This is a genomic window from Streptomyces sp. NPDC036815, from assembly GCF_055609205.1.
The window spans coordinates 1,047,139-1,072,531 of sequence record NZ_JBVJPW010000001.1 but is presented as its reverse complement, the minus strand read 5'-3'; the positions used below and the strand labels follow the sequence as shown (position 1 = coordinate 1,072,531).

18 protein-coding genes and 1 pseudogene are annotated in these 25,393 nt (G+C 71.2%); 5 read left to right on the top strand and 14 right to left on the bottom strand.

Translation table 11 applies throughout. The features are described from left to right. Nucleotides 1-18 precede the first annotated feature (18 nt). Nucleotides 19-1,770, top strand: a complete 1,752-nt coding sequence (locus ACZ69I_RS04765) for a glycoside hydrolase family 35 protein (protein WP_470830471.1) — start codon at nt 19-21, stop codon at nt 1,768-1,770. Between the two features lie 86 nt (nt 1,771-1,856). Here the strand turns inward: ACZ69I_RS04765 and ACZ69I_RS04760 are convergent, their stop codons facing one another. Continuing rightward, nucleotides 1,857-4,964, bottom strand: coding sequence for an endo-alpha-N-acetylgalactosaminidase family protein (locus ACZ69I_RS04760; RefSeq protein WP_470830470.1), 3,108 nt, complete (start codon nt 4,962-4,964; stop codon nt 1,857-1,859). Nucleotides 4,965-5,171: 207 nt separating this feature from the next. After that, nucleotides 5,172-5,969: a S1 family peptidase gene (locus ACZ69I_RS04755; protein ID WP_470830469.1), complete on the bottom strand. Its 798-nt coding sequence runs from the start codon at nt 5,967-5,969 to the stop codon at nt 5,172-5,174. A gap of 246 nt (nt 5,970-6,215) precedes the next feature. Here ACZ69I_RS04755 and ACZ69I_RS04750 point away from each other — a divergent pair, with 246 nt between their 5' ends. Beyond that, nucleotides 6,216-7,109 (top strand): hypothetical protein, encoded by an 894-nt coding sequence (locus ACZ69I_RS04750; protein WP_467668058.1) that lies wholly within the window; start codon nt 6,216-6,218, stop codon nt 7,107-7,109. Between the two features lie 12 nt (nt 7,110-7,121). On the opposite strand, the gene ACZ69I_RS04745 is transcribed toward ACZ69I_RS04750, so the two are convergent. The 3 genes from ACZ69I_RS04745 to ACZ69I_RS04735 form a co-directional block, all read right to left on the bottom strand. Then, nucleotides 7,122-8,024, bottom strand: coding sequence for a pentapeptide repeat-containing protein (locus ACZ69I_RS04745; protein ID WP_470830468.1), 903 nt, complete (start codon nt 8,022-8,024; stop codon nt 7,122-7,124). 163 nt (nt 8,025-8,187) lie between these two features. After that, on the bottom strand, nt 8,188-9,858 hold the full coding sequence (locus ACZ69I_RS04740; protein ID WP_470830467.1) for a DEAD/DEAH box helicase: 1,671 nt from the start codon (nt 9,856-9,858) through the stop codon (nt 8,188-8,190). Nucleotides 9,859-10,000: 142 nt separating this feature from the next. Next, nucleotides 10,001-10,204, bottom strand: coding sequence for a cold-shock protein (locus tag ACZ69I_RS04735; protein ID WP_030362889.1), 204 nt, complete (start codon nt 10,202-10,204; stop codon nt 10,001-10,003). 402 nt (nt 10,205-10,606) lie between these two features. Between ACZ69I_RS04735 and ACZ69I_RS04730 the strand changes: the two genes are divergently transcribed. Further along, nucleotides 10,607-11,557, top strand: a complete 951-nt coding sequence (locus ACZ69I_RS04730; protein WP_470830466.1) for a tyrosine-protein phosphatase — start codon at nt 10,607-10,609, stop codon at nt 11,555-11,557. 51 nt (nt 11,558-11,608) lie between these two features. Here the strand turns inward: ACZ69I_RS04730 and ACZ69I_RS04725 are convergent. After that, nucleotides 11,609-12,028: pseudogene (locus ACZ69I_RS04725) on the bottom strand (VWA domain-containing protein); the annotation flags it as partial. 129 nt (nt 12,029-12,157) lie between these two features. On the opposite strand from ACZ69I_RS04725, the gene ACZ69I_RS04720 reads away from it, so the two are divergent. Further along, nucleotides 12,158-12,898 (top strand): SDR family NAD(P)-dependent oxidoreductase, encoded by a 741-nt coding sequence (locus tag ACZ69I_RS04720; RefSeq protein ID WP_470830465.1) that lies wholly within the window; start codon nt 12,158-12,160, stop codon nt 12,896-12,898. Between the two features lie 21 nt (nt 12,899-12,919). On the opposite strand, the gene ACZ69I_RS04715 is transcribed toward ACZ69I_RS04720, so the two are convergent. From ACZ69I_RS04715 to ACZ69I_RS04705, 3 genes are all read right to left on the bottom strand, one after another. Then, nucleotides 12,920-13,276 (bottom strand): hypothetical protein, encoded by a 357-nt coding sequence (locus tag ACZ69I_RS04715; protein ID WP_470830464.1) that lies wholly within the window; start codon nt 13,274-13,276, stop codon nt 12,920-12,922. Between the two features lie 170 nt (nt 13,277-13,446). Next, the gene (locus ACZ69I_RS04710; RefSeq protein WP_470830463.1) at nt 13,447-14,550 is read right to left on the bottom strand and encodes a hypothetical protein; all 1,104 of its coding nucleotides are present in this window, start codon (nt 14,548-14,550) and stop codon (nt 13,447-13,449) included. Between the two features lie 22 nt (nt 14,551-14,572). Continuing rightward, complete coding sequence (locus ACZ69I_RS04705) at nt 14,573-14,800, bottom strand: hypothetical protein (protein ID WP_470830462.1); 228 nt, start codon at nt 14,798-14,800, stop codon at nt 14,573-14,575. Nucleotides 14,801-14,961: 161 nt separating this feature from the next. Here ACZ69I_RS04705 and ACZ69I_RS04700 point away from each other — a divergent pair, with 161 nt between their 5' ends. Then, nucleotides 14,962-15,780: a chitosanase gene (locus ACZ69I_RS04700; protein WP_470830461.1), complete on the top strand. Its 819-nt coding sequence runs from the start codon at nt 14,962-14,964 to the stop codon at nt 15,778-15,780. 22 nt (nt 15,781-15,802) lie between these two features. Here ACZ69I_RS04700 and ACZ69I_RS04695 read toward each other — a convergent pair whose 3' ends face one another. The 5 genes from ACZ69I_RS04695 to gltB all read right to left on the bottom strand — a co-directional run bounded on the left by ACZ69I_RS04695 (nt 15,803) and on the right by gltB (nt 25,266). After that, nucleotides 15,803-16,597 carry a carbohydrate ABC transporter permease gene (locus ACZ69I_RS04695; RefSeq protein WP_470830660.1) on the bottom strand — a complete coding sequence of 265 codons (795 nt, stop codon included), beginning with the start codon at nt 16,595-16,597 and terminating at the stop codon, nt 15,803-15,805. Nucleotides 16,598-16,671: 74 nt separating this feature from the next. Then, nucleotides 16,672-17,667, bottom strand: a complete 996-nt coding sequence (locus ACZ69I_RS04690) for a carbohydrate ABC transporter permease (protein ID WP_467668079.1) — start codon at nt 17,665-17,667, stop codon at nt 16,672-16,674. 37 nt (nt 17,668-17,704) lie between these two features. Continuing rightward, nucleotides 17,705-18,970, bottom strand: coding sequence for a sugar ABC transporter substrate-binding protein (locus ACZ69I_RS04685; protein WP_470830460.1), 1,266 nt, complete (start codon nt 18,968-18,970; stop codon nt 17,705-17,707). 313 nt (nt 18,971-19,283) lie between these two features. After that, a complete protein-coding gene (locus ACZ69I_RS04680; RefSeq protein ID WP_467668083.1) occupies nt 19,284-20,744 on the bottom strand; it encodes a glutamate synthase subunit beta in 1,461 nt (486 codons plus the stop codon). Then, on the bottom strand, nt 20,737-25,266 hold the full coding sequence (gltB, locus tag ACZ69I_RS04675) for a glutamate synthase large subunit (protein ID WP_470830659.1): 4,530 nt from the start codon (nt 25,264-25,266) through the stop codon (nt 20,737-20,739). The genes ACZ69I_RS04680 and gltB overlap by 8 nt, the downstream gene beginning before the upstream one ends. Nucleotides 25,267-25,393: the final 127 nt, after the last annotated feature.

Below are 25,393 nucleotides of genomic sequence, written 5' to 3'. Positions count from 1 at the left end.
CGTGAGCGAGAGGACACGATGAACGGGTTCAGGGTCGGCGAGGACGATTTCGAGCTGGACGGGCGGCCGGTACGGCTGCTCTCCGGCGCCCTGCACTACTTCCGGGTGCACGAGGCGCAGTGGGGTCACCGCCTTGCGATGCTGCGGGCGATGGGGCTCAACTGCGTGGAGACGTACGTGCCGTGGAACCTGCACGAGCCGCACCCGGGCACGTACCGCGACGTCGGGGCGCTCGGCCGTTTCCTGGACGCGGCGCGCGGGGCGGGCCTGTGGGCGATCGTGCGGCCGGGCCCCTACATCTGCGCGGAGTGGGAGAACGGCGGTCTGCCGCACTGGCTGACGGGCGCGGTGGGCTCCCGCGCGCGGACCCGCGACGAGGAGTACCTGGGCCATGTGGGGAGGTGGTTCCGGCGGCTGCTGCCGGAGATCGTCTCCCGTCAGCACGGGCGGGGCGACGGCGGCCCGGTGATCATGGTGCAGGTCGAGAACGAGTACGGCAGTTACGGCTCGGACCAGGTGTACCTGCGTCACCTGGCCGACCTGTTGCGGGCCGAGGGCGTCACGGTTCCGCTGTTCACCTCGGACGGCCCTGAGGACCACATGCTGACGGGCGGTTCGATCCCGGGTGTCCTTGCGACGGCCAACTTCGGCTCGGGGGCGCGGGCGGGCTTCGACACGCTGCGCAGGCACCGGCCGACGGGCCCGCTGATGTGCATGGAGTTCTGGTGCGGCTGGTTCGACCACTGGGGCGCGGAGCACGTGGCGCGGGACGCCGGGGACGCGGCGGAGGCGCTGCGCGAGATCCTGGCGTGCGGGGCGTCGGTGAACCTGTACATGGCGCACGGCGGGACGAACTTCGCGGGCTGGGCCGGGGCCAACCGGGGCGGTGGTTCGCTGCACGACGGTGAGCTGCAGCCCGACGTCACGTCGTACGACTACGACGCGCCGGTCGACGAGCACGGCCGGGCCACGCCCAAGTTCTGGGCGTTCCGGGAGGTCCTCGCGGAGTACGCCCCGGGGCCGCTGCCGCGGCCGCCCGCGCCGCTCCCCTCGCTCGGCGCCCCCGCGTCGGCGGCTCTCCCGCTGTGGTGCTCGCTGGAGACGGTCCTCGACGCGCTGGGCACTCCGGAGTCGGAGCACGCCGTGCCGCCCACGTTCGAGGAGCTGGACGTGGACCGCGGCCTGGTGCGCTACGCCGTCACGGTGCCGGGCCCGCGCGAGCCGTACCCGCTGAGCGTGCGGGGTCTTCGGGACCGGGCGGTGGTGTACGTCGACGGTGAACGCGCCGGTGTCCTCACCGAGGGCACCCCGACCCTGCTCGCCCCGGTCGCCGGGCACGCGCGCGTGGAGCTGTGGGTGGAGTCCCTGGGGAGGGTCAACTACGGCCCGCGCACCGGCGAGCCCAAGGGCGTCACCGGGGGCATCCTGCACGAACGGCAGTACCTGCACGGGGTGCGGGCGCGCGGTCTGCGCCTCGACGCGTTCGATGTCCCGTCGGCGGTGCGTTCCCTCCCCGTGAGCGGCCCCGGCGAGGGCCGCCCCGGCCTGTACCGGGGCACGGTCGAGGTCGGCTCCCCCGGTGACGCCCGTATCGAACTCCCGGGCTGGACGCGGGGGTTCGTGTGGGTGAACGGATTCAACCTGGGCCGCTACTGGTCAGTGGGCCCGCAGACGTCGCTGTACGTGCCGGGCCCGGTGCTCAGGGACGGGGCGAACGAGGTGTGGGTGCTGGAGCTGGAGCGCGGCGGAGAGCGGGTCGAGCTGGCCTGAGAGCCTGCTCTTGGCACCCCCGTCAGCGCCCCCGACGCCGGGAGGGCCCGCGGGTGATCCGCGGGCCCTCCCGGGGTTCGAGGAGGTCAGACCTCGCTGACCTCGAAGGCGTCGAGCACGAACTCCGCCTTGCCGTCGTCGCCCGTCTTGCGCAGGCCGACCCACGCCTCACCCTCGGCGGGGGCGGTGAACTCGTAGGTGAGCGTGGTGGGTTCGGTGGCGACCGGCAGGGCCTTGCGGTCCGTCTCGCGGGGGGCCGGTGCGTCGACCGCGGTGATCCAGGCGTACTGGCCCGCCTTCTCGTTCTCGTAGCGGAAGGAGACGCGGTAGCGCTTGCCCGGTGCGAAGCGGACGGTGTGCGGGACCGTGCGGTACACGAGGCCGGTGTTCTCGCCGCGGGACTTCAGGGAGTTGGTGCCGTCGACGACGTCGTCGATCGCCTTGCCGTGCCAGCCGCGCTGGGTGAACGGGGCGTGGCGCTGGGCGATGTGGGTGCGCGGGTCGGTGACGTCGCCCGCGTCGCCCTTCACGAAGGGGCCCCAGCCCTGCGGGACGTGCTCGAAGTCCTCGTGGGAGAGGGTGGCGCGGGGGCGCTTCGCGGGGCGCCCGGTGGCGGCGATCCGTACGTTGTCGAAGCGCACGCGCGCGTGGCCGGCCTCGGCGCGCAGCGTCAGCTCGGCGGTGCCGCCGCCCTCGGGGACGGTGAAGTACGTGAACATGCGCTGGAAGCGGGTGCCGTGCTTGCGGTCGGCGGCGACGTAGTTGCCGGCCGTGGACGTCTCGGTGGAGTTGGCGGCGGTGATGCCGTCGGCGGTGCGCACCTCCAGGGCCGCCCGGCGCCGCTCGCCCGGCTTCTCGCCGACCTCGACCTGCACGGAGGCGACGTACGTACCGGCCTTGAGGCGGGCGAGCCGCTGTCCGACGACCGCCGCGCCGCCCGCGCCGATGACCAGCTCGTAGTCGCCGAGGTCGCTGAGCCGCACGGTGGCGGGCCCGCTGACCTGCCAGCCCTTGAGGGAGCCGGAGTGGAAGCCCGGGTCGTGCAGGGGCGTGCCCTGGCCCCACTTCGGGTCGGGCAGGGACGCGGCGCGCTCGCGGTAGAGGACGTAGGGCTGCTTCGGGTCGGCCTTGAGGGTGACTTTTCCGCCCGCTGCGGAGACGTACGACTCGAAGACCCTTCCCTGGTCGGTGAGCCGGTACAGCGCGACGCGGGAGCGGCGTGCCCACGCGCGCGGGAGCTGCCAGGTGCTGGCGCCGCCCGCCGGGTTGTAGTGGTACAGCTTGGCGGGATCGTGGGCCTTGCGGGGCTCCCAGGGCAGGAGGTACCGGCCGTCTTCGTAGACGAGGTGCCCTTCGGTGGTGATGCGCCGCTTCCCCGAGGCGTCCGAGACGGTCGTGCCCGGCTTCCCGAAGAAGGTGATCTCGTGCTCGTCCCACGTCTTGACGGGGTACGCCTGGAGGTACTTGGCGGGCAGCGAGTGGGTCCAGATGAGGTCGTAGAAGGCGTGCCAGTCGGTCTTGCCGACCCAGCCCTCGAAGTTGCCCATGCGGGCGACGCCGAGGAGGGTGGGCCACTTGTCGGCGAAGACGTCCTTCTGGTGGTTGCGGACGAAGCGGATCAGCCGGGAGTTGATGCCGCGCGAGGTGTCGCCGCCGTAGTCGGTCTCGGTGGCCCAGTGCGACCAGATCGCGGAGCGCTCGAAGCCGTGGCCCCACTCCGTGGTGATGGTCCAGCCCTGGTCGCGGAAGGCCCGCTGGAGGCGGTCGGAGGTCCAGCCGGACTCGCGGAACACATCGATGTAGAGGGCGTTCAGGCCACGGTCGGTCTGGGCGCGCAGGTCGGCGAAGCGTTGGACGATGTCGCCGGAGACCAGGTCCCGGCGCTGGTCGATGCGGTAGCTCTGGTCGAGCCAGTCCCACTGTTCGTCGTTCTTGTCGACGAGCTTCTCGGAGAAGGCGCGGGCGACGGGGTAGGACTCGGTGGCGTTGACGTGCACGCTGAAGTCGCTGTTCCACTTCTTGCCCTCGTGGACCAGAGTGTTGAGGTCGTCGAGGCCGCCCGCGCGGGTGTTGTAGTTGTCCGCGTAGTCGGGGTGGGCGGAGTCGTGGCCCTCGGACTGGTAGCCCTTGAGGAGCGTGTACTGGCGCAGGCCGTCCGTCGCGAGGTGGATCCGCTTGACGTTGTCGAGTGTGGCGAGGAACGGGTTGGTGGCCTGCGAGGCGAAGTTGAACGGGATGTGCGGGACGACCCTCAGGTGCGTCTCGTCGGCGCCGAGCGGGGTCACCATGATGTCGCGGAAGGCGATCGCGGCGTCCTGCCAGTCGACCTTGCCGTCGCCGTTGCGGTCACCGGTGATGACGACGGTGGCGTACGGCAGGGGTTCGGTGGCGTGCACGGGCGCGGTCGCGGCGCGGTGCGTCCACTGTCCGGGGGCCAGCCGGGCCTCCACGTAGTCGCTCGACTTCACCGTCTCGCGCCACAGGCGCCCGTTCTCCCAGGTGGTGCCCGCGGCGCTGGTGGGCTTGTCGTAGACGGTGTTCGTCTCGATGGCGCCGCCGAGCGTGTCGTGTGCCAGGACGGCGTAGGCGCAGCCGGTGGGCGGCTCGGCGGGGCTGTCGGCGGCGGGGCGGACGAGGGTGTCGCCGCTCTTGGCCTTGTCCAGCTGCACCTTGGCGGCGAGGAGGGCGGCCCCGGGCTGGTCGCTGCGTACGGAGAGCAGGGTGAGGCCGGGGATCCGCAGGGTGCCGACCCGCAGCGCGTCGGTGTCCGCGATCTTCGTGACGCGCCAGTGGACCTGGCGGCCCTCGACCGCGATCTCGACGTCGACCCGGGTGCCGCCGTCGAAGGCGAGCCGGTACGCGATGCGGGCGGCGCCCGCCTTCGCGGTGACCGTGGGCGTGTGCGCGGCCTCGTCGATCAGGACCGTACCGGCGGCGTCCGCCCGGCCGTGCAGGACGGCGCCGGTCGCCCGGTCCGTGTACGAGACGACGCTGGGGAAGGCGGTGGCGACGCGCACCTCCAGGTCGGCCGAGCGCAGCACCGCCTCGTCCGCCGGGCGGCTGCCGGGAACGGGAGCGGAAGCGGGCGCGGCGAACGCGCTGCCGCCCGCGCCGAGGGCGACGCCCATTCCGGCGATCGCGCCCGTCGCGACCACGGCTCTGCGGCTCGGTCCGGACGTGTCTGACGGCAGCATGGGGCACCCCTCCGTGGGACGGAATTCGTGCCGCTCACGATGCGCCGGGGGTGGCGAACGCGCCCATGGACAAAGGAGGGGCAGGTGTTGGACTAACCGTCGGGTGGCGGCGCGTGGCGCTCACGCGGGCCCGTGCCCCCGTGCCGGAGCGGGGCGCCCGCGACCGCGAGCGCCCCGCCCGGAACGTACGACGTGCGGCTCAGAACCTCAGAGCTCCGCGGCCGCCTTCTCTATGTCGGCCGCGAAGGTCGACACCTCGGTGTAGACGCCGGGGAACTTCGGCCGCGCGCAGCCGTTGCCCCAGCTGACGATGCCGACCTGGACGTACTCGCCGGCCTCGTCCTTGCGGAACATGGGGCCGCCGGAGTCGCCCTGGCAGGTGTCCGTGCCGCCCTCGGCGAGCTTGCCCGCGCAGAGCTCCTCGCCGGGGGTGAGGTCGTCGCCGTAGGCCGCCTGGCAGTCGGCGTCGCTGATGAACGGGACGGTCGCCTTGAGGAGGTAGCGCTGCTGGTCGCCGCCTTCCTTGTCGGCGCCCCAGCCGGCGATGGTGAAGTCGCCCTCGTTGTACTTGGTGTCCTTGGCTATCTTCAGCGTGGGCTGGTCGATCGGCTGGGCGAGCTTGATGAGCGCCCAGTCCTTGCCCTTGCCGTTGTAGCCGGGCGCCTGCAGGACCTTGGTGGACTTCACGCTGATCGCGTCGGAGCTCTCCAGGTCCACGACGCCACCGGTGGCGGTGATGCCGGTGTTGTCGCCGGAGCCGTCCACGCAGTGGGCGGCGGTCAGGACGACGTCCTTGGCGTACAGAGCGCCGCCACAGCCCATCGACAGACGGACCATGAACGGGAATTCGCCCTGCTCGGCGGGGGTTCCGCCGACGACGCGCTCACTCGGTCGGGGGCCCGGGTGGGGTGCCGCGGATGCGGCCACGGGCTGAAGGCTGATGGTGGCCAGAGCGATCGCGCCGAGGGTGGCGGCTCTCTTCACTCCACGCAGCTTGGTCTTCAACTTGCTTCCCTTCGTGGGGGGTTCGTGGGGGGTCACGCGTGGCGGGCCCCGGCCGTCCCCACAGGTCGCGCGTGGGTGGCATGAGCCCGCCAAAGCGTTGCTGCGGATTATGGAGATCGGTGTCCGCTCAGGACAAGGGGCGGTTTCCGGCCACGGGGTGTCGCGCGGCACCGTCGCGGGAGCGGCTCCCCCCGTACAGTGGAAGGGAGTTGCAGTGCCCGGTGAGTGACGTCAGGGGGTACGGACGTGACGGTCGGCGGCGGTCCAGTCGTGCACGGCTACCCCCATCTGGAGACCGTGCGCGCCGCCCTCACCGCGCTCTACAAACGCCTCTCGTACGACACCGTCCACACCTTCGAGACCAGCGTCGCCCCCGCCGACGTGGCCTTCCACGACCAGGACGACCTGTACCTCGGCGTGCAGCGGGTGGCCCGCGAGATGGTGCGGCACCTGCGCCTCCCCGACGCCCGGATGATCGTCGGCTTCCGCGAGATGGACCATGCCGCGTACGTCGAACTCGCCGCGGGGCCCGAGTACTTCATCGAGCTCAACGACCGCTTCCGCACCCACCGCAGGGACATCGGCGCGGCCCTCGCCCACGAGGTCATGCACGTCTATCTGCACCGGCTCGACCTGTCGTTCCCCGGCACGCGCGACAACGAGATCCTGACCGACACCGCCACCGCCTACCTGGGCGCGGGCTGGCTGCTGCTCGACGCCTACCGCGAGGACGGCGCGTCCTCGCAGAAGCTCGGCTACCTCACGCCGGAGGAGTTCGGATACGTCCTGGCCAAGCGGGCGTCGGCGTTCGGCGAGGCCCCGGAGACGTGGTTCACCAGCGCGCAGGCGTACACGGCGTACACGAAGGGGCTCGCCCATGCCCGCCGCGACGAGCAGCAGCCGCCGCTGACGGCCGCGGGGTGGGCGGGGCGGCGGCGGTACGCGAAGGACCGGCGCTACGCACTGGACCACGGCGGCGCGGTCGCGGCGGGCGGGGCCTACTCCTTCTCCCTCGACAACGGCACCCTGCGGGTGACGTTTCCCTGCCCGACCTGCCACCAGCGGATACGGGTACCGGCTCGGGGGAGGATGCGGGTGCGGTGCACGCTGTGCCGGACGGTGCTCGAGTGCGACGCGTAGGAGGCGTCGGGGTCAGGCACCGGACCAGTGGGCGGGGCGGTCGAGGGTGTCGGACAGCCGGGTGAGGTCGTCGCCCCTGGCCGCGTTCACCTGCGACTGGGTGAGGAAGAGCGCGCCGGTGAGGTCGGCGCCGCGCAGGTCCGCGTCGCGGAAGTCCACGCCGATCAGGTCGGCTCCCCGCAGGTCCGCCTCGCGCAGGTCGGCGCCGATGAGGTAGGCACCGCGCAGGTCGGCGCCCGTGAGGTCGGCGCCCCTGAGCCGCGCGCCGATGAGGTCGGCGCCCCTGCGGTTCTTCTTGCCGCCCTTCCCGCCCCTGCCGTTCTTGGCGCCCTTGCCGCCCTTGCCGCCCTTGCCGCGGTACTCGGCGCGGACGAGCTCGCTGGCCCGCAGGAGGAGCTGGTTGACCTCCTGACGGTGGGCGGCCACGTCGGTCTCGACGACGGCCTCGGGGGTGCCCCGGGTCAGCCGCTCGGTCGCGGCGAGCGCGCGCTTCAGGTCGGCGTGGATCGGCCGGGTCTGCGGCACGGCGAGCGCCTCGGTCACGTACCAGAGCAGCTCGTGGAGCTGCCGCATGACCGGGAAGGCCTCGAACATCTGGCGCGCGGTGGCCGGATCCCGACGCCAGTCACGCCCCTCGAAGGTGTTCTGCGAGACGTGCTGCCCCGCCCCGAAGCAGTCGTACACGGTGCAGCCCCGGTACCCCTTGTCCCGGAGGTCGCGATGGATGCCGCACCGGAAGTCCTCCCGCAGGTTGGTGCAGGGCGTGCCCGCGTCCTTGTTCACGGCGAAGTCCGAGGACTTGGAGAAGGTGAGGGCCACACAGCACAGCCCGAAGCAGCTGCCGCAGTCGGCCCGCAGGGCCGCGCGGTCGTCGTCGAGCAGGGGCAGGGCGACGGGTTCGCGCTCCGGTGACATCGGGCGGGCTCCTTCGGGCCGGGTGGTGCGGTGGCACGGCACTACGGGTGGTACGGCACTTCAGCCGGTACGGCACTACATTGTTCCGCCCGCAGCCTCGGCAGGGGCTGCGGGCGGAACTGACACTGCTACGGGCACTGGCACTGCGGGAAGCAGCGCCGGGTCACGCCGCGGAGCGACGGCCTCCCTGGGCCCCGCCACCGGCGCGACCGCGGCGGGCACGACCGCCACCGCTGCCACCGGCCCCGGCGGAACCGCTCCTGGCCTGACCCCCCTGACCGCCTTGACCCTGGCCGCCCTGGCCCTGGCCCTGGCCCTGACGGGGAACCCTGCGCTGCCCCTGGCCCTGACCCTGGCCCTGGCCCTGCCCAGCGGCGGCGCCACCAGCGCCGCGAGGACGACGGCGCCGCTGCGCGCCACCCCGTGCGGCGGGCTGCTGCTGCGGCTGCGGCACCTCGATGACCACCGGCACACCGGAGGGCTCGCGCGCCCCGGTGATCCGCGTCAGCTCCTCGTCGGAGGAGGAGACGCGCGCCGTGTTCGGACGGATCTCGGCGTCGGACATCAGCCGCGTCATGTCGCGCTTCTCGTCGGGGAGCACGAGGGTGACGACGCTGCCCGACTCGCCTGCCCGCGCGGTGCGCCCGCCCCGGTGGAGGTAGTCCTTGTGGTCGGTGGGCGGGTCGACGTTCACGACCAGGTCGAGGTCGTCGACGTGGATGCCGCGCGCCGCCACGTTCGTCGCGATCAACGCGGTGACCTGGCCGGTCTTGAACTGGTCGAGGGTGCGGTTGCGCTGCGGCTGCGAGCGTCCGCCGTGCAGTCCGGAGGCGCGTACGCCGTTGGCGAGCAGCCGCTTGGTGAAGCGGTCCACCGCGCGCTTGGTGTCCAGGAACATGATCACGCGGCCCTCACGGGCGGCGATCCGCATCGCGACGGCCTTCTTGTCCGTCTCGTCGGCGACGTAGAGCACGTGGTGCTCCATCGTCGTGACCGCGCCCGCGGACGGGTCGACGGAGTGCACGACGGGATCGGTCAGGAACATCCGTACGAGACGGTCGATGTTCTTGTCGAGGGTCGCCGAGAACAGCATCGTCTGGCCACCCTGCGCCACCTGCTTGAGCAGCGCCGTGACCTGCGGCATGAAGCCCATGTCGGCCATCTGGTCGGCCTCGTCGAGAACCGTCGTGCGCACCTGCGACAGATCGCAGTCGCCGCGCTCGATCAGGTCCTTGAGGCGGCCGGGGGTGGCGACCAGGACCTCGGCGCCGCGGCGCAGCGTCCCGGACTGCCGGGTGATCGACATGCCGCCGACGACCGTGGCCATTCGGAGGTTCACCGACGTCGCGTACGGCGTGAGGGCGTCCGTCACCTGCTGGGCCAGCTCGCGCGTGGGGACCAGGACCATGGCGAGCGGGGACTTCGACTCGGCGCGGTGCCCGGCGGTGCGGGCCAGGAGCGCGAGGCCGAAGGCCAGCGTCTTGCCGGAGCCGGTGCGCCCGCGGCCGAGGATGTCACGGCCCGCGAGCGAGTTCGGGAGGGTGGCGGCCTGGATCGGGAAGGGCTCGGTGACGCCCTGGGCGGCCAGCGTCTTCAGGAGGGCCTCGGGCATGTCCAGATCAGCGAAGGCCTCGACGGACGGCAGCGCCGGCGTGATGCTCTCGGGCAGCGCGAATTCACCGCCCTGGACCGGCTTCGGCTTGCGGCTCCCGGGCTTCTTCGCGGAATGCGAAGAATGCGCGGAGCCCTTCGCCTGGCCGTAGGGCCGGCCCTTTCCTGCCGCGTCGGCGGGACGCTTGCGGGCGGGGCGCGCCGGACGTTCGGAGCGGTTCATGCAGTAGTGCCTTCCTGGTCGCTGGACTTCCGGACCTCTGAGCCGGTGCGGCTCTGGGCCCGGTCGGGCCCGATGACAGCGCAAGCCGAGGCCCGCACCTTCCGGTGCGGGCCTCGGCTGTGAGGTTCGCGCGCTGCGGCGATCAGGCAGGAACGATGTTCTCGGCCTGCAGGCCCTTCTGGCCCTGGGTGACCTCGAAGGAGACCTTCTGGCCCTCGAGGAGCTCACGGAAGCCCGAGGACGCGATGTTCGAGTAGTGGGCGAAGACGTCGGGGCCGCCGCCGTCCTGCTCGATGAAGCCGAAGCCCTTTTCCGAGTTGAACCACTTAACGGTGCCGGTTGCCATGTCAATCTCCTCAACAGGGGCAGTGAATGGAGAATCACCGAATTGTGAATCTCCAGCGCTGCAATGACCCCCATACCGGAGAGAACCGGAAAAACAATTTTGCGCCCTCGGAGCATTCCCGTCAGGCGCACATAAAGTTCATGGGTACCAAAACTGCAACACATAACCCTAACACGCTCGCGCGACCCCTTGTTCCCGGCCCGGCAGACCCCCTTGCCCGGGCCCCGCCCCGGCCCTCCCCCCGGCCCCGCGCGGCGCCGGGACGCCGCTCTACAGTTTTGACTTTTCGTCAGCCTTTCGCGCACGCCCCTTCCTCGCTCACCGGCCCCTCGCTACCTTCGCCCTCCGACCAAACAATCGCTTGGTTGGGCCGAGCACCCCTGCCGATGGGAAGGCGGACCGATGCGCATCTCCCGTACCCGTACCGCGACCGGACTCGTGATCTCCGCGCTCGCCCTGGGGACCCTGCCCGCCTGGGCCGCCCCCGCGGAGACCGCCGCGCCCACCGCGCCCCGGCACGCGTCGCACGCCCCCGCCCACCGGGCCGCCCGCCCCGCGGCCGACACCGTCCGGCACATTCCGCTCCAGGGCGCGGTCAACGTGCGGGACGTGGGCGGCTACCGCACGTACGACGGCGAGCGCGTCGCCTACGGACGGGTCTTCCGCGCCGACGCCCTCGGCAAGCTCACCGACGCCGACCTCGGGACGCTCACCGGGCTCGGCCTGAAGAAGGTCATCGACTTCCGGGTGCCCGCCGAGGTGCAGTACGACGGCGCGGACCGGCTGCCCGCCGGGGCCTCCCCGGTCTCCCGGCCGATCACCGACAACGGCCTGTTCACCCAGCTCCTCACCGCGATCGGCTCGAAGGACCCGGTCAAGCAGGAGGAGATGCTGGGCAACGGCAGGGCGGCCGCGTTCATGCGCGACGTCTACCGCACCTTCGTCACGGACTCCGTCAACCGCGCGCGCTTCGCGGCCACCCTGCGCGACATCGCGGACAGCCGCTCGCCGCTGCTCTACCACTGCACCTCGGGCAAGGACCGCACCGGCTGGACGACGTACCTCCTGCTGCGCCTGGCCGGTGTGCCGGACGGGACCGCGGTCGGTGACTACCTGGCGTCCAACACCTACCGGGCCGCCTACGACGCGCGGCTGCGCGAGGCGCTCAAGCAGGGCGGGCTCATGCAGAACCCGGATCTGATCATCCCGCTGCAGGAGGTGCGCACCGACTACCTCGACACGGCGCTCGACGAGGCGGCGAAGCGGTACGGGGGCCTGCAGGGCTATCTGACCAAGGGGCTCGGGCTCGACGCGGGCACGATCCTGAAGCTGCGCGAGCGCCTCGTCGACTGAAGCCGCGCGAGCGCCTGGTCGGCCGGCGGGGCGCGGCCCGGGCGGCAGCCCCTAGGCCACGATGCCGCCCGCCCGCGCTGCCGCGAGCCACGCCGGGAACTCCCCCACCAGCCGGTCGTAGAGCACGTCGTCCGGCACCGCCAGGGGGTCGTTCCCGGCGTGGAAGAAGCCCGCGTTGTCGACCGGGCGCTCGGCGGGGACGGCGAGGTCGTCGAGCCGCCGGAGGTAGTCGAACTGCTTGCTCGCCGGGTCGCCGAAGCCGATGAACTGCCAGAACAGGGGCAGCTTCGCCGCCTTGCAGAGGTAACGCTCGGCGGCCGGCTTGTTGATGGGGCCGCCGTCGGTCTGGAAGATCACGAGGGCGGGCGCGGTGGAACCGCTGTCCACGTAGTGGTCGATGACGGCGTCCATCGCCAGGTGGTAGCTGGTCTTCCCCATGTGCCCGAGGCCGGCCACGATGGCGTCGATCCGCGGTCGAGGGTACGCGTCGCGCCCGCCCTTCCCCATTGCGCATATGACTGCTAGACATATGCGCTCCAGCCATATGACGCTCCGTCACATGGCGGGGTGCGGACGGCCGAGGCGTACTGGAGGCGCGGCATGAACCCCCGGGAGAGCGGACTGGACGGCAGGACCGTCCTGATCACCGGCGCGGGCCGCGGTCAGGGGGCGGCGGAGGCGCGGCTCTTCGCCGAGGCGGGGGCGCGGGTCGTGGTGACGGACGTGCGCGAGGAGGAGGGCCGTGCGGTCGCCGGGTCCCTGGGGGACCAAGGGCTCTTCGTACGGCACGACGTGACCGACGCGGCGAGCTGGGCGGCGGCCGTGGCGGGCGCCCTCGACGCCTTCGGGCGCCTCGACGCACTGGTGAACAATGCCGCGCTGTGGCGCACGGCGTCCGTGGAGGACGAGACGTACGAGAACTTCGAGGCCCTGGTCCGGGTCAACCTCCTGGGGCCCTTCCTGGGCATCCAGGCGGTGCTGCCCGCGCTCAAGGAGGCGGGCGGCGGTTCGGTGGTGAACGTGTCGTCGACGGCGGGCCTGGTCGGCATCCCCGGGCACGCGGCGTACGGGTCCACGAAGTTCGGGCTGCGGGGCCTGACCCGGTCCGCGGCGCTGGACCTGGCGGCGTACCGGGTGCGGGTCAACTCCGTCCACCCGGGGGTGATCGACACCCCGATGATCTCCGCGGCCTCCGCCGGGCGCGACTTCTCCCACCTGCCGCTCGGCAGGATGGGCCGCCCGGAGGAGGTCGGTTCCCTGGTGCTGTTCCTGGTGTCGGACGCGTCGTCGTACGTCACGGGGGCGGAGTTCACCGTGGACGGCGGCTCGACGACGGGGTGACGGCCGGTCAGTGACGACCGGTCAGTGGCGATCGGTGAAGTGCACCGAGCGGAGCTTGAGGCGGTCCGTGGCCGGGTGTCCGTGCGGGCGCAGCGTCCAGGAGTCGCCGGTGCAGTCCGGCTCGGTGAACACCATCACCCAGGTGTCGGTGTCGTTGTGCGGGGCGAACGCGGGCTCCGAGGCATCCGGGTCCGCGACCTCGGGGAGCGTGGCGCAGCCGGGGCTCTCCGGGTCGTGGAGCGTGGCCGACCGGGGTGAGCCGTCGAGGCCGACGAACTTGTAGGAGAAGGCGCCGGTGGCGGCGCCCGCGGAGGTCGGCAGGGCGACGACGAGGGTGAGCGCGCCGAGGGCGGCGGCGAGGGAGTGGCGCAGACGCATGGGGTCCGTTTCCGTCCGGCGCCGGACGTGGGGGTGTCCGGCGGAAGGGGGTGGCCGGACCCGTCCGGGAGTCGACGGGTCCGGCTGCGCCCTTTCCCGGCCCGCGGCCCGCGGATGCGCCCTGTCACCCGTACGCCGTCGCCGCATCGTTTCTTCGTACGCCGTGCGGGCTACCCTCCGGCCTGGTCCTGGAAGGCGGGCAGGGCGAAGATCCGGGTCTTCGCCGCGTCGTCCATGAGCTCGACGAGCGGCATGACCAGCTCCCAGAGGTCCTGCTTGCCGACCTCCCTGGCGAGGGCGTCCAGGTCGGGCTCGGGCAGCGCCCCCGCGGTGTCGGCGACGGCCTTGCGTGACGTGGCGGGCAGCGCCTCCACGAGCGGCAGGAACTCCGCCCACAGCCCGGTGGCCACGACCGCGCGCACGACGCCTCCGAGCACCTCCGCCTCCCGCAGCGAGGGCAGTTCGGCGACGGTGCGCCGCTCGTCCTCGCCGAGGAGCGCGACCAGGGGCAGCAGGGACTCCCACAGGTCCTGTTCCGCCACCGTCGTGACCAGGGAGTCGAGGCGCTGCTGCGGCTGGCCCGCGGTGAGCGAGGCGATGCGGCCGCGCTGCTCCCCCGTCACCAGGCCGGCGACGGCGAGCGCCTCGGGCCACAGGCCGTCGGCGGCCGCGGAGCCGATGACGGCAGCGAGCCGTTCGGCGCCCATCAGCTCGATGAGGTGACCGAGCCGTTCGGGCACGTCGATCGCGAAGCCCGTCTTCAGGACGGCGGCGTCGTCGACCTGCGGCAGGATGCGGCGCAGCGCGGCGTCGGGCAGGTGGCCGACGAAGCGGCCCATCGTGAGGTGGTCGCCGCGTTCGGCGAGCGCTACGGCGATGCGGACGACCAGGTCCTCGTCGAGGCGGTCGACGATGCCCTTGATCCTGCGCGGGTCGAGGTGGGCGCACGACTCGGCCGTGAAGGACACCGGCAGCTTCTCGATGATGTCGGCGGCCCGCGCGGGTTCGAGCCGGCCGGCGACGGCGGCGGCCAGGCGCGGGCCGAGGGCCTTCTGGGAGATGGCGGCGGCCACCCCGGCGGGCACGAGCTTGGTCGCGGACGCGATCCGGTCGAGCATGTCGGGCGCCCGGTCGAAGAGCGCCGCGACGCTCTGGGTGCGGAAGCGTCGTACGTCCTCGACGGGCAGCCCCTGGAGGAAGGCGAGCGCGTCCGGTTCGACGTCGAGCAGGTGGGCGATCTTGCGGGTCTCGGCCCTGCCGCGCAGCTTGTCCATGCTGACTCCTCGCTCCACTGGGCTATCGGAAGAGAATCCGGCGGACGGGGCCGCGGGCCAGCGCGGGGACGAGCTTCAGCGCCTCCTCGGCGGCCTCGTTGAGTCCCGCGGCGCGGCTCTCGCGCTGCCGCTCCAGCGCGTCCGCCAGCACCGCGAGCTGGTCGGGCGTCAACTGCCCGAAGGATTCCGGTGGTTGGTCGCGCAGCTCCGCGGCGAGTCGCTCGCGTCGCTGCCGGGTCTCGGTGTCCACGTCGCCTCCCTCGGCCGGCCGCACGGCCGGGTCCGGGACCAGAGACTGGCGCTGAATTGACTTTTAGTCAATAGAGTAGGGCGTCGGAGGGTGGGGCACGGAAGCCGCCGGGCGGGAACCGCCGGACGACCCGCAGGTCATGCCCACGTAATCTTGGCCGGATGAAACGCGCCGGCCTCCTCCTGCTCGCCGTGGTCCCGCTCGTCGCCACGGCCGCCTGCCTCGCGGGCGGCGCCCCGGACCGGAGCGACGCCGGGAACGGCGGGCGCGATCCGGGCCTCACCGCGCCCGCGAAGAAGGAACTCGCGCAGCAGCTGGTGTCGAGCGCGGAGAACTCGACGCTGGACTGGCGCGGCCAGTACGGCTACGTCGAGGACATCGACGACGGCCGCGGCTACACCGCGGGCCTCATCGGCTTCTGCACCGGCACGCACGACCTGCTGACCCTCGTCGAGCACTACACGAAGGACCACCCCGACAACGGCCTGGCCCGCTACCTGCCCGCCCTGCGCGAGGTCGACGGCAGCGACTCGCACGACGGCCTGGACCCCGGCTTCCCCGAGGCCTGGAAGGCGGAGGCGGCCGAGCCCGCGTTCCGCGCGGCCCAGGACCGGGCACGCGACCGCGGCTACTTCGACCCGGCGGTGCGCAGGGCCGAGCGCGACGGCCTCGGCTCGCTCGGCCAGTTCATCTACTACGACGCGATGGTCATGCACGGCCCCGGCACCGGCCCCCGCTCCTTCCACGGCCTGCGCGAGGCGGCCATGAAGCGGGCGGACCCGCCGTCCCTGGGCGGCGGCGAGAAGGCGTACCTCGACGCCTTCCTGGACGTCCGCCGCACGGCGATGAAGGCCGAACCGGCCCACCGCGACACCTCGCGCGTGGACACGGCGCAGCGGAAGTTCCTCGACGACGGCAACCTGGCCCTCGATACGCCGCTGACGTGGCAGGTGTACGGGGAGACGTACAAGGTGCCGTGACCCCGCACACCCGCCGGGCGGCTCAGCCCTTGACCGCGCCCGCCGCCAGGCCCGAGCCCAGCTTCCGGTGCACGATCACGAAGAAGATCATCACCGGCACCGTGACCAGCGTGGAGCTGGCCATGACCGGGCCCCAGGCCGTGGAGTTCTCACCGAAGAACTGGTAAATGCCCACGGCCGCCGTGTACTTGTCGCTGCCCTTCATGAAGGTGTACGCGAAGACGAACTCGTTCCAGGCCGTGATGAAGGCGAAGATCGAGGTCGCCACGAGCCCCGGCGCGACCAGCGGCAGAAGGACCGACCAGAACATCCGCGGCCAGGACGCCCCGTCGATGTAGGCGGCCTCCTCGACCTCCTTGGGGACGGTGGCGACGAAGCCGCGCAGCGTCCAGATCGCGAACGGGAGCGAGAGGGCGATGTAGACGATGCTCAGCCCGAGCAGCGAGTTGAGCAGGTCGTAGTCCCGCATCTGGATGAAGAGCGGGATGACCAGGGCTTCGAGCGGCACCATCTGCACGATCAGGATCATGATCAGTACGGAGGTGCGGAAGCGGAACTTGAACCGGGCCACCGCGATGGCCGCGAAGAGCGAGAGCAGCGCGGCCGCGACGATCGTGGCGAGGCCGACGAGCGCCGAGTTCAGCAGGTACGTACCGAAGTTGCCCTTGTCGAAGACGAACTCGAAGTGCTCGAAGCTGATGCCGCTCGGCAGCACGTCCGAGCCGCGCAGGGCGGCCTTCGGGTCGAGCGCCGTGGAGATCATCCAGTAGACGGGGAAGAGCGTGAAGAGGAGGAGGCCGAGGACCGCGGCCGGCAGTCCGACGCGCGAGGCGAGCGTGCTGCGGCCGCGCGGTTTCTCCTGGTCGAGCGGCGCCGAGAGCTTGGTGGCGGTCACAGGTCCTCGTCCCCCTGCCGGAACAGCGTGCGGATGTAGACGACGGTGATGAGCAGGAGCAGCAGGGTCAGCAGGACCGCGGCCGCCGCGCCCGTGCCGTAGTCGTTCTTGGCGAAGGCCTGGATGTAGGAGAAGACCCCGAGGTTGTAGACCTCTTCGTTGGAGCCGTCGCCGCCGGGTTGCAGATAGACCTGGGTGAAGACCTTGAAGTCCCAGATGGTGGAGAGGATGGTCACCACGAGGAAGACGGGCTTGATCGTCGGCACGGTGATGTTCCAGAACCGCTGCCAGGCATTGGCGCCGTCCAGCTCCCCCGCCTCGTACAGCTCCTTGGGGATCGTCATGAGTCCCGCGAGGACGGTGATGGCGACGAAGGGGAAGCCGTGGTGGACGACGTTGAGCGTGGCGATCGCGTAGAACGGGCCGCGCTCGGTGAACCAGTTGGTGGTCTCGGGGTCGATCAGGCCGATCGAGCCCGCGATCTGGCTGGCCATGCCGTCCTGCGGCTGGAAGAGCCAGATCCACACGTACGTGCCCGTGACCGCGGGCATGGCCCAGGCGGCGAGGATCGCGATCGAGCAGATCATCCGCCAGGTGGCGCCGAGCCGGTTGAGCAGCAGCGCCACGAGGGTGCCGAGCGCGACGGTGAGGCCGACGCAGGCGAAGGCGAAGAAGACGGTGTTGGGCAGGACCGTCTTCCACAGCAGGCTGCTGGAGAGCAGGTCGCTGTAGTGGTCGAAGCCGGTGAACGTCCCTGTGCCGCCACCGAACTTGACCTTGTAGTCCTGCAGGGAGAGCTTGCCGACCTGGATCAGCGGCCAGAGCAGCAGCCCCACGAGGACCACGAGGGAGGGGGCGAGCAGGAGCCAGGGCCGGGTGAGGGCGGTCAGTTTCTTCCGGCGGCGAGCCGCCTCGGCCGCCCCGTCGTCCCGCGTCAGGGGGCCGGGACGGGCCGGGGACTCCGGCCCGTCGCTGACAAGCGTGTCTTTCACGGTGTCGCGTCCTTCACAGTGCCGAACTTCCCCTGAACTACTCGTCCTTGGCGAAGATCGCGTCCATGTCCTTGGCCGCCTTGTCCGCCGCGTCCTTGACGGACGACTTGCCGGTGAGGATCGACTGGATCATGCCGGGGATGACCTTGGAGGCCTGGATCTCGCCGTACGACTTCGTCTTGGGGACGGTGGCTCCGGCCTCCAGCATCTGCTTGGCAAACGGCTCGACCAGCGGGTCCTTCTTGGCCTCGATCTTCTTCAGCTCGGAGTTCTGGCCGGGGAAGTAGTTGGTCTGCTCGGCCCACTTGGCGGCGAACTCACCGGTCGTCACGAGCTTCACGAACTCCCAGGCGAGGTCCTTCTTGTCCGTGTCGAACGTGGACAGGTAGGAGCCGCCGAGGAAGGACTTGCTCATCCCGCCCGTCCGGCCGGGGATCGGCACGGCGCCGAGCTTGCCCTTGAGGTCCGGGTTCTTGTCGACGATCGCCTTCGGGGTCCAGTTGCCGCCGATGGCCATGGCGATCTCGCCCTTGTTCCAGGCGTCGCCGACCTCCTTCTCCGTCCAGGTGTTGACCTTGGCCGGGGAGACCTTGTCCTTGGTGGCGAGGCCCGTGTAGTACTCGATGCCCTTGATGGCCTCGGGCGAGTTGATGGCGGACTTCCACTTGCCGCCGGACTCGGTGGCGAGTTCACCGCCCGCGCCCCAGATGAAGGGGGTCGCGAACATCTCCGCGCCGCCCGCCACCGGGAAGGGAACCATCTTCGGCTCCTTCTCCTTGAGCGCCTTGGCGGTCGCCTCGAGCTCCTTCCACGTGGTCGGGGGCTTGAGGCCGTGCTTCTCGAAGACGTCCTTGCGGTAGACGATCGAGCGGACGCCCGCGTACCAGGGCATGCCGTACTGCTTGCCGTCCAGCGTGCCCGCGTCCTTGAGGCCCTCGACGAGGTCGCCGTTCAGGCCCGACTTCTTCACCTCGTCGGTGACGTCGACGAGCGCGTCGGTCTCGGCGAACTGCGGCACCCAGGTGGTGCCGACCTCGGCCACGTCGGGCACCTGGTCCGCGCCGCCCTCGATGGCGGTCGTGAACTTCTTCTGGGCACTGGCCCACTGCTGGTACTCGACCTTGATCTTGGCGCCGGTCTTCTTAGTGAAGGCCTTCTCGGCCTCCGCGAAGAAGGGCCGCGCGTCGGGGTTGGTCCCCTCCATGATCCATACGGTGAGGGTCTTGCCCTTGCCGTCGGTGGCCTTGCCGCCCTCGTCGTCGCCATCGCCACCGCACGCCGTGGCGGTCAGTCCGAGACTCATGGCGATACAACCAGCGGCGATGACACGTCGATTCATGCCGGCCCCCTCCAGGTTCCGATTGGTGGGAGCGATTGTGGTCACACCAGACGGGGGCGGTCTAGACCCATTGGTATAAGCGGCCGAACCGTAATGAGGGTTGCGGGTGACGCAACATACGCTCATACCATTGCGCCCCATGCAACGCACCGGCCCCACGATCGGGCCCGGACGCGACGACGCCCGCCCAGGTCCGGTCGGGGACGAGGCGGGCGCCGCTCAGTTCCGTACGCCGTTGTACGGGACGTGCAGGGGTCGTACGGAGGAACCGTACGGGCTAGACCGTCAGGGCACGGTCCGTCGGGCGGATCGGGGCGGGCAGATCACTCGCGCCGGTGAGGAAGTTGTCCACGCCGCGCGCCGCCGAGCGGCCCTCGGCGATCGCCCAGACGATGAGCGACTGGCCGCGGCCCGCGTCGCCCGCGACGAAGACGCCGGGCACGTTTGTCTGGAATTCGGCGTCCCGCGCGACGTTGCCGCGCTCGTCGAGCTCCAGCGCGAACTGGTCCACGAGGCCGTTCTCACGGTCCGTGCCCGTGAAGCCCATCGCCAGGGTGACGAGTTGGGCCGGGATCTTGCGCTCGGTGCCGGGCTTCGGGGTCAGCTTGCCCTCGATGAACTCCACCTCGACGAGGTGCAGGAACTGGACGTTGCCGTCCTCGTCGCCCTCGAAGTGCGTGGTGTTGACGGCGTAGACCCGCTCGCCGCCCTCCTCGTGCGCGGAGGTGACCTTGTAGAGCATGGGGAAGGTCGGCCACGGCTGGTGCGGGGCGCGGTCCTCGCCCGGCTTCGGCATGATCTCCAGCTGCGTCACGGAGGCCGCGCCCTGGCGGTGGGCGGTGCCCACGCAGTCCGCGCCGGTGTCGCCGCCGCCGATGACGACGACGTGCTTGCCCTCGGCGGAGACGGGCGTGGTGACGTAGTCGCCCTCCTGGACCTTGTTGGCCAGGGGCAGGTACTCCATCGCCTGGTAGATGCCCTTGAGCTCACGGCCGGGGACGGGCAGGTCGCGGGCGGTGGTGGAGCCCGCGGCGATGACCACCGCGTCGTAGCGCCTGCGGAGCTTGGCCGCGTCGATGTCGCGGCCGATCTCCACGCCGGTGCGGAACTTGGTGCCCTCCGCGCGCATCTGCTCGATGCGCCGGTTGATGTGCCGCTTCTCCATCTTGAACTCGGGGATGCCGTAGCGCAGCAGGCCGCCGATGCGGTCGGCGCGCTCGTAGACGGCGACCGTGTGCCCGGCCCGGGTCAGCTGCTGGGCGGCGGCCAGGCCCGCCGGGCCCGAGCCGATGACGGCGACGGTCTTGCCGGAGAGGCGCTCGGGCGCCTGCGGCTTGACGTCGCCCACGTCCCACGCCTTGTCGATGATGGAGACTTCGACGTTCTTGATGGTGACGGCCGGCTGGTTGATGCCGAGCACGCATGCCGACTCGCACGGCGCCGGGCAGAGCCGGCCCGTGAACTCGGGGAAGTTGTTGGTGGCGTGCAGGCGCTCCTGCGCGGCCGACCAGTCCTCGCGGTACGCGTAGTCGTTCCACTCGGGGATCAGGTTCCCGAGCGGACAGCCGTTGTGGCAGAACGGGATGCCGCAGTCCATGCAGCGCGAGGCCTGCTTGGAGATGATCGGGAGGAGCGAACCGGGAACGTAGACCTCGTTCCAGTCCTGGACGCGCTCGCCGACCGGGCGGGTCTGCGCGACCTCGCGGCCGTGGTTGAGAAAGCCCTTGGGATCAGCCATTGGTCGCCGCCTCCATCATCTTCTCGGTGATCTCGGTCTCGGAGAGACCGGCTCGCTCGGCGGCGTCCTTGGCGGCGAGCACTGCCTTGTACGTGCTGGGGATGATCCTGCTGAAGCGCTCCACGGCCGTGTCCCACTCCGCAAGGAGCTTCTCGGCCACGGTCGAGGCCGTCTCCTCCCGGTGGCGGCGCACGACGTCGTGCAGCCACTGCTTGTCGGAGTCGTCGAGCGGCTCGACGGCCGCCTGGTTCCCGGCGTTGACGTTGTCGCGGTCGAGGTCGATCACGTACGCGATGCCGCCCGACATGCCGGCCGCGAAGTTGCGGCCGGTCTCGCCGAGGACCACCGCGTGACCGCCGGTCATGTACTCGCAGCCGTGGTCCCCCACGCCCTCGGAGACCACCGTCGCGCCGGAGTTGCGGACGCAGAAGCGCTCGCCCGTGCGGCCGCGCAGGAACAGCTCGCCGCCGGTCGCGCCGTACGCGATGGTGTTGCCCGCGATCGTCGAGTACTCGGCGAGGTGGTCGGCGCCGCGGTCCGGGCGGACCACGATGCGGCCGCCGGAGAGGCCCTTGCCGACGTAGTCGTTGGCGTCGCCCTCCAGGCGCAGCGTCACACCGCGCGGCACGAAGGCGCCGAAGGACTGGCCCGCCGAGCCGGTGAAGGTGATGTCGATGGTGTCGTCGGGCAGACCGGCGCCGCCGAACTTCTTCGTCACCTCGTGGCCGAGCATGGTGCCGACCGTGCGGTTGATGTTGCGGATGGCGACCTGCGCGCGGACCGGGTGCGCGTCCGTCGCGCTGTTCGCGGCGAGGGCGTCGGCGGCGAGCTTGATCAGCTCGTTGTCGAGGGCCTTCTCCAGACCGTGGTCCTGGGCGGCGACCTGGTGCCGGACGGCGCCCGCGGGCAGCGCCGGCACGTGGAACAGCGGCTCCAGGTCCAGGCCCTGCGCCTTCCAGTGGCTGACGGCCTTCTCGGTGTCGAGGAGCTCGGCGTGGCCGACGGCTTCCTCGATGGTGCGGAAGCCCAGCTCGGCGAGGATCTCGCGGACCTCTTCGGCGATGAACTCGAAGAAGTTGACGATGTACTCGGCCTTGCCGGAGAAGCGCTCGCGCAGCGCCGGGTTCTGCGTGGCGATGCCGACCGGGCAGGTGTCCAGGTGGCAGACGCGCATCATGACGCAGCCGGAGACGACGAGGGGCGCGGTGGCGAAACCGAACTCCTCGGCGCCGAGCAGCGCGGCGATGACGACGTCACGGCCGGTCTTGAGCTGGCCGTCGGTCTGCACGACGATGCGGTCGCGCAGGCCGTTGAGGAGCAGGGTCTGCTGGGTCTCGGCGAGGCCGAGCTCCCAGGGGCCGCCCGCGTGCTTCAGCGAGGTCAGCGGGGAGGCGCCGGTGCCGCCGTCGTGTCCGGAGATGAGGACGACGTCCGCGTGCGCCTTGGAGACGCCCGCGGCGACCGTGCCGACGCCGACCTCGGAGACCAGCTTCACGTGGATCCGCGCCTGCGGATTCGCGTTCTTCAGGTCGTGGATCAGCTGGGCCAGGTCCTCGATGGAGTAGATGTCGTGGTGCGGCGGCGGCGAGATGAGGCCGACGCCGGGCGTCGAGTGACGCGTCTTGGCGACCCACGGGTAGACCTTGTGTCCGGGCAGCTGGCCGCCCTCGCCGGGCTTGGCGCCCTGCGCCATCTTGATCTGGATGTCGTCGGCGTTGACCAGGTACTCACTGGTCACGCCGAAGCGGCCGGAGGCGACCTGCTTGATGCTGGACCGGCGGGCCGGGTCGTAGAGGCGGTCCGCGTCCTCGCCGCCCTCACCGGTGTTGGACTTGCCGCCCAGCTGGTTCATGGCGATGGCGAGGGTCTCGTGCGCCTCGCGGGAGATCGAGCCGTACGACATGGCGCCGGTCGAGAACCGCTTGACGATCTCCGAGACGGGCTCGACCTCGTCGATGGAGATCGGCTGGCGGCCGGACTTGAAGCCGAAGAGCCCGCGCAGCGTCATCAGGCGCTCGGACTGCTCGTTCACGCGGCCCGTGTACTGCTTGAAGATGTCGTAGCGGCGGCCGCGCGTGGAGTGCTGGAGGCGGAAGACCGTCTCGGGGTCGAACAGGTGCGGCTCGCCCTCGCGGCGCCACTGGTACTCGCCGCCGATGTCCAGGGCGCGGTGCGCGGAGGGGACGCCGGAGGCCGGGTAGGCCTTGGCGTGCCGGGCGGCGACCTCCTTGGCGATGACGTCGAGTCCGGCGCCGCCGATCTTCGTCGTCGTACCGCTGAAGTACCGCTCCACGAAGGCCGCTTCGAGACCGACGGCCTCGAAGACCTGGGCGCCGCGGTAGGAGGCGACGGTGGAGATGCCCATCTTGGACATGACCTTCAGGACGCCCTTGCCGAGCGCGTGGATCAGGTTGCGGATGGCCTGCTCGGCCTCCATGCCGGGCAGGAACGTGCCCGCGCGGACGAGGTCCTCGACGGACTCCATCGCCAGGTACGGGTTGACGGCCGCGGCGCCGAAGCCGATGAGGAGGGCCACGTGGTGGACCTCGCGCACGTCGCCCGCCTCGACGAGCAGGCCCACCTGGGTGCGCTGCTTGGTGCGGATGAGGTGGTGGTGGACGGCCGAGGTGAGCAGCAGCGAGGGGATCGGCGCGTGCTCGGCGTCGGAGTGCCGGTCGGAGAGCACGATCAGGCGGGCGCCGGCCTCTATGGCGGCGTCGGCCTCGGAGCAGATCTCCTCGATGCGGGCGGCGAGGGCGTCGCCGCCGTCGCCCACGCGGTAGAGGCCGGAGAGCGTCGCGGCCTTCATGCCGGGCATGTCGCCGTCGGCGTTGATGTGGATGAGCTTGGCGAGCTCGTCGTTGTCGATCACCGGGAAGGGCAGCGTCACGCTGCGACAGGTCGCGGCGGTCGGCTCCAGGATGTTGCCCTGCGGGCCGAGCGAGGAGTGCAGCGAGGTGACGAGCTCTTCACGGATGGCGTCCAGCGGCGGGTTGGTGACCTGCGCGAACAGCTGCGTGAAGTAGTCGAAGATCAGCCGGGGGCGCTCGGAGAGGGCCGCGATGGGGGTGTCCGTGCCCATGGAGCCGAGCGGCTCGCCGCCGGTCTTGGCCATCGGCGCGAGGATGATGCGCAGCTCTTCCTCGGTGTAGCCGAAGGTCTGCTGGCGGCGCGTGACGGAGGCGTGCGTGTGCACGATGTGCTCGCGCTCGGGCAGGTCGGACAGCTCGATCTCGCCGGCCTCCAGCCACTCCTGGTACGGCTTCTCGGCGGCCAGCGACGCCTTGATCTCGTCGTCCTCGACGATGCGGTGCTCGGCGGTGTCGACGAGGAACATCCGGCCGGGCTGCAGGCGGCCCTTGCGGACGACCTTCGCGGGGTCGATGTCCAGGACGCCGACCTCGGAGCCGAGGACGACGAGGCCGTCGTCGGTGACCCAGTAGCGCCCCGGGCGCAGGCCGTTGCGGTCGAGGACGGCGCCCACCTGCGTGCCGTCGGTGAAGGTCACGCACGCCGGGCCGTCCCAGGGCTCCATCATCGTGGAGTGGAACTGGTAGAAGGCGCGCCGGGCCGGGTCCATGGAGGCGTGGTTCTCCCAGGCCTCCGGGATCATCATCAGGACGGAGTGCGGCAGCGAGCGGCCGCCGAGGTGCAGGAGTTCCAGGACCTCGTCGAAGGACGCGGAGTCGGAGGCGTCCGGCGTGCAGATCGGGAAGATCCGCTCCAGCGTGTCCGGCTTGCCGGGCGCGCCGAAGAGCTCGGAGGCGAGCTGCGACTCGCGGGCCCGCATCCAGTTGCGGTTGCCCTTGACGGTGTTGATCTCGCCGTTGTGCGCGACGAAGCGGTACGGGTGCGCGAGCGGCCAGCTCGGGAACGTGTTCGTCGAGAAGCGGGAGTGGACGAGCGCCAGAGCCGTCGCGAAGCGGCGGTCGGACAGGTCCGGGAAGAAGGGCTCCAGCTGGCCGGTGGTCAGCATGCCCTTGTAGACGATCGTGCGGGACGAGAGCGAGGGGAAGTACGTCCCGGCCTCGCGCTCGGCGCGCTTGCGCAGCACGAAGGCCTTGCGGTCCAGCTCCAGGCCCTCGGTGTCGCCGTCGGCGACGAAGATCTGGCGGAAGACGGGCATGGTCGAGCGGGCGGTGGCGCCGAGCAGCTCGGGGGCGACGGGCACGTCGCGCCAGCCGAGGACCGTCAGGCCCTCCTCGGAGGCGATCGTCTCGATGTGTGAGACGGCACCCTCGGTCGTACCGGCGGTGTCGACCGGAAGGAAGGCGATGCCGACGGCGTAGGCACCGGCCGCGGGCAGCTGGAATCCGGCCACCTCGCGCAGGAAGGCGTCGGGGACCTGGAGCAGGATGCCCGCACCGTCACCCGAGTCCGGCTCGGAGCCGGTGGCGCCGCGGTGCTCGAGGTTGCGCAGTACGGTCAGCGCCTGTTCGACCAGTTCATGGCTGGCCACACCGGTGAGCGTGGCCACGAACCCGACACCGCAGGCATCGTGTTCGTTACGGGGGTCGTACATCCCCTGGGGGGCGGGGCGACCGTCCATGGGCGACCAGGCGTGGGTACGCATCGGCACTCCCGTCGTCGTCGAGGCAACTACAAAAGGCGAGGGACGACGTTGGCCCTGGCAAAATTTCGTGCAGATT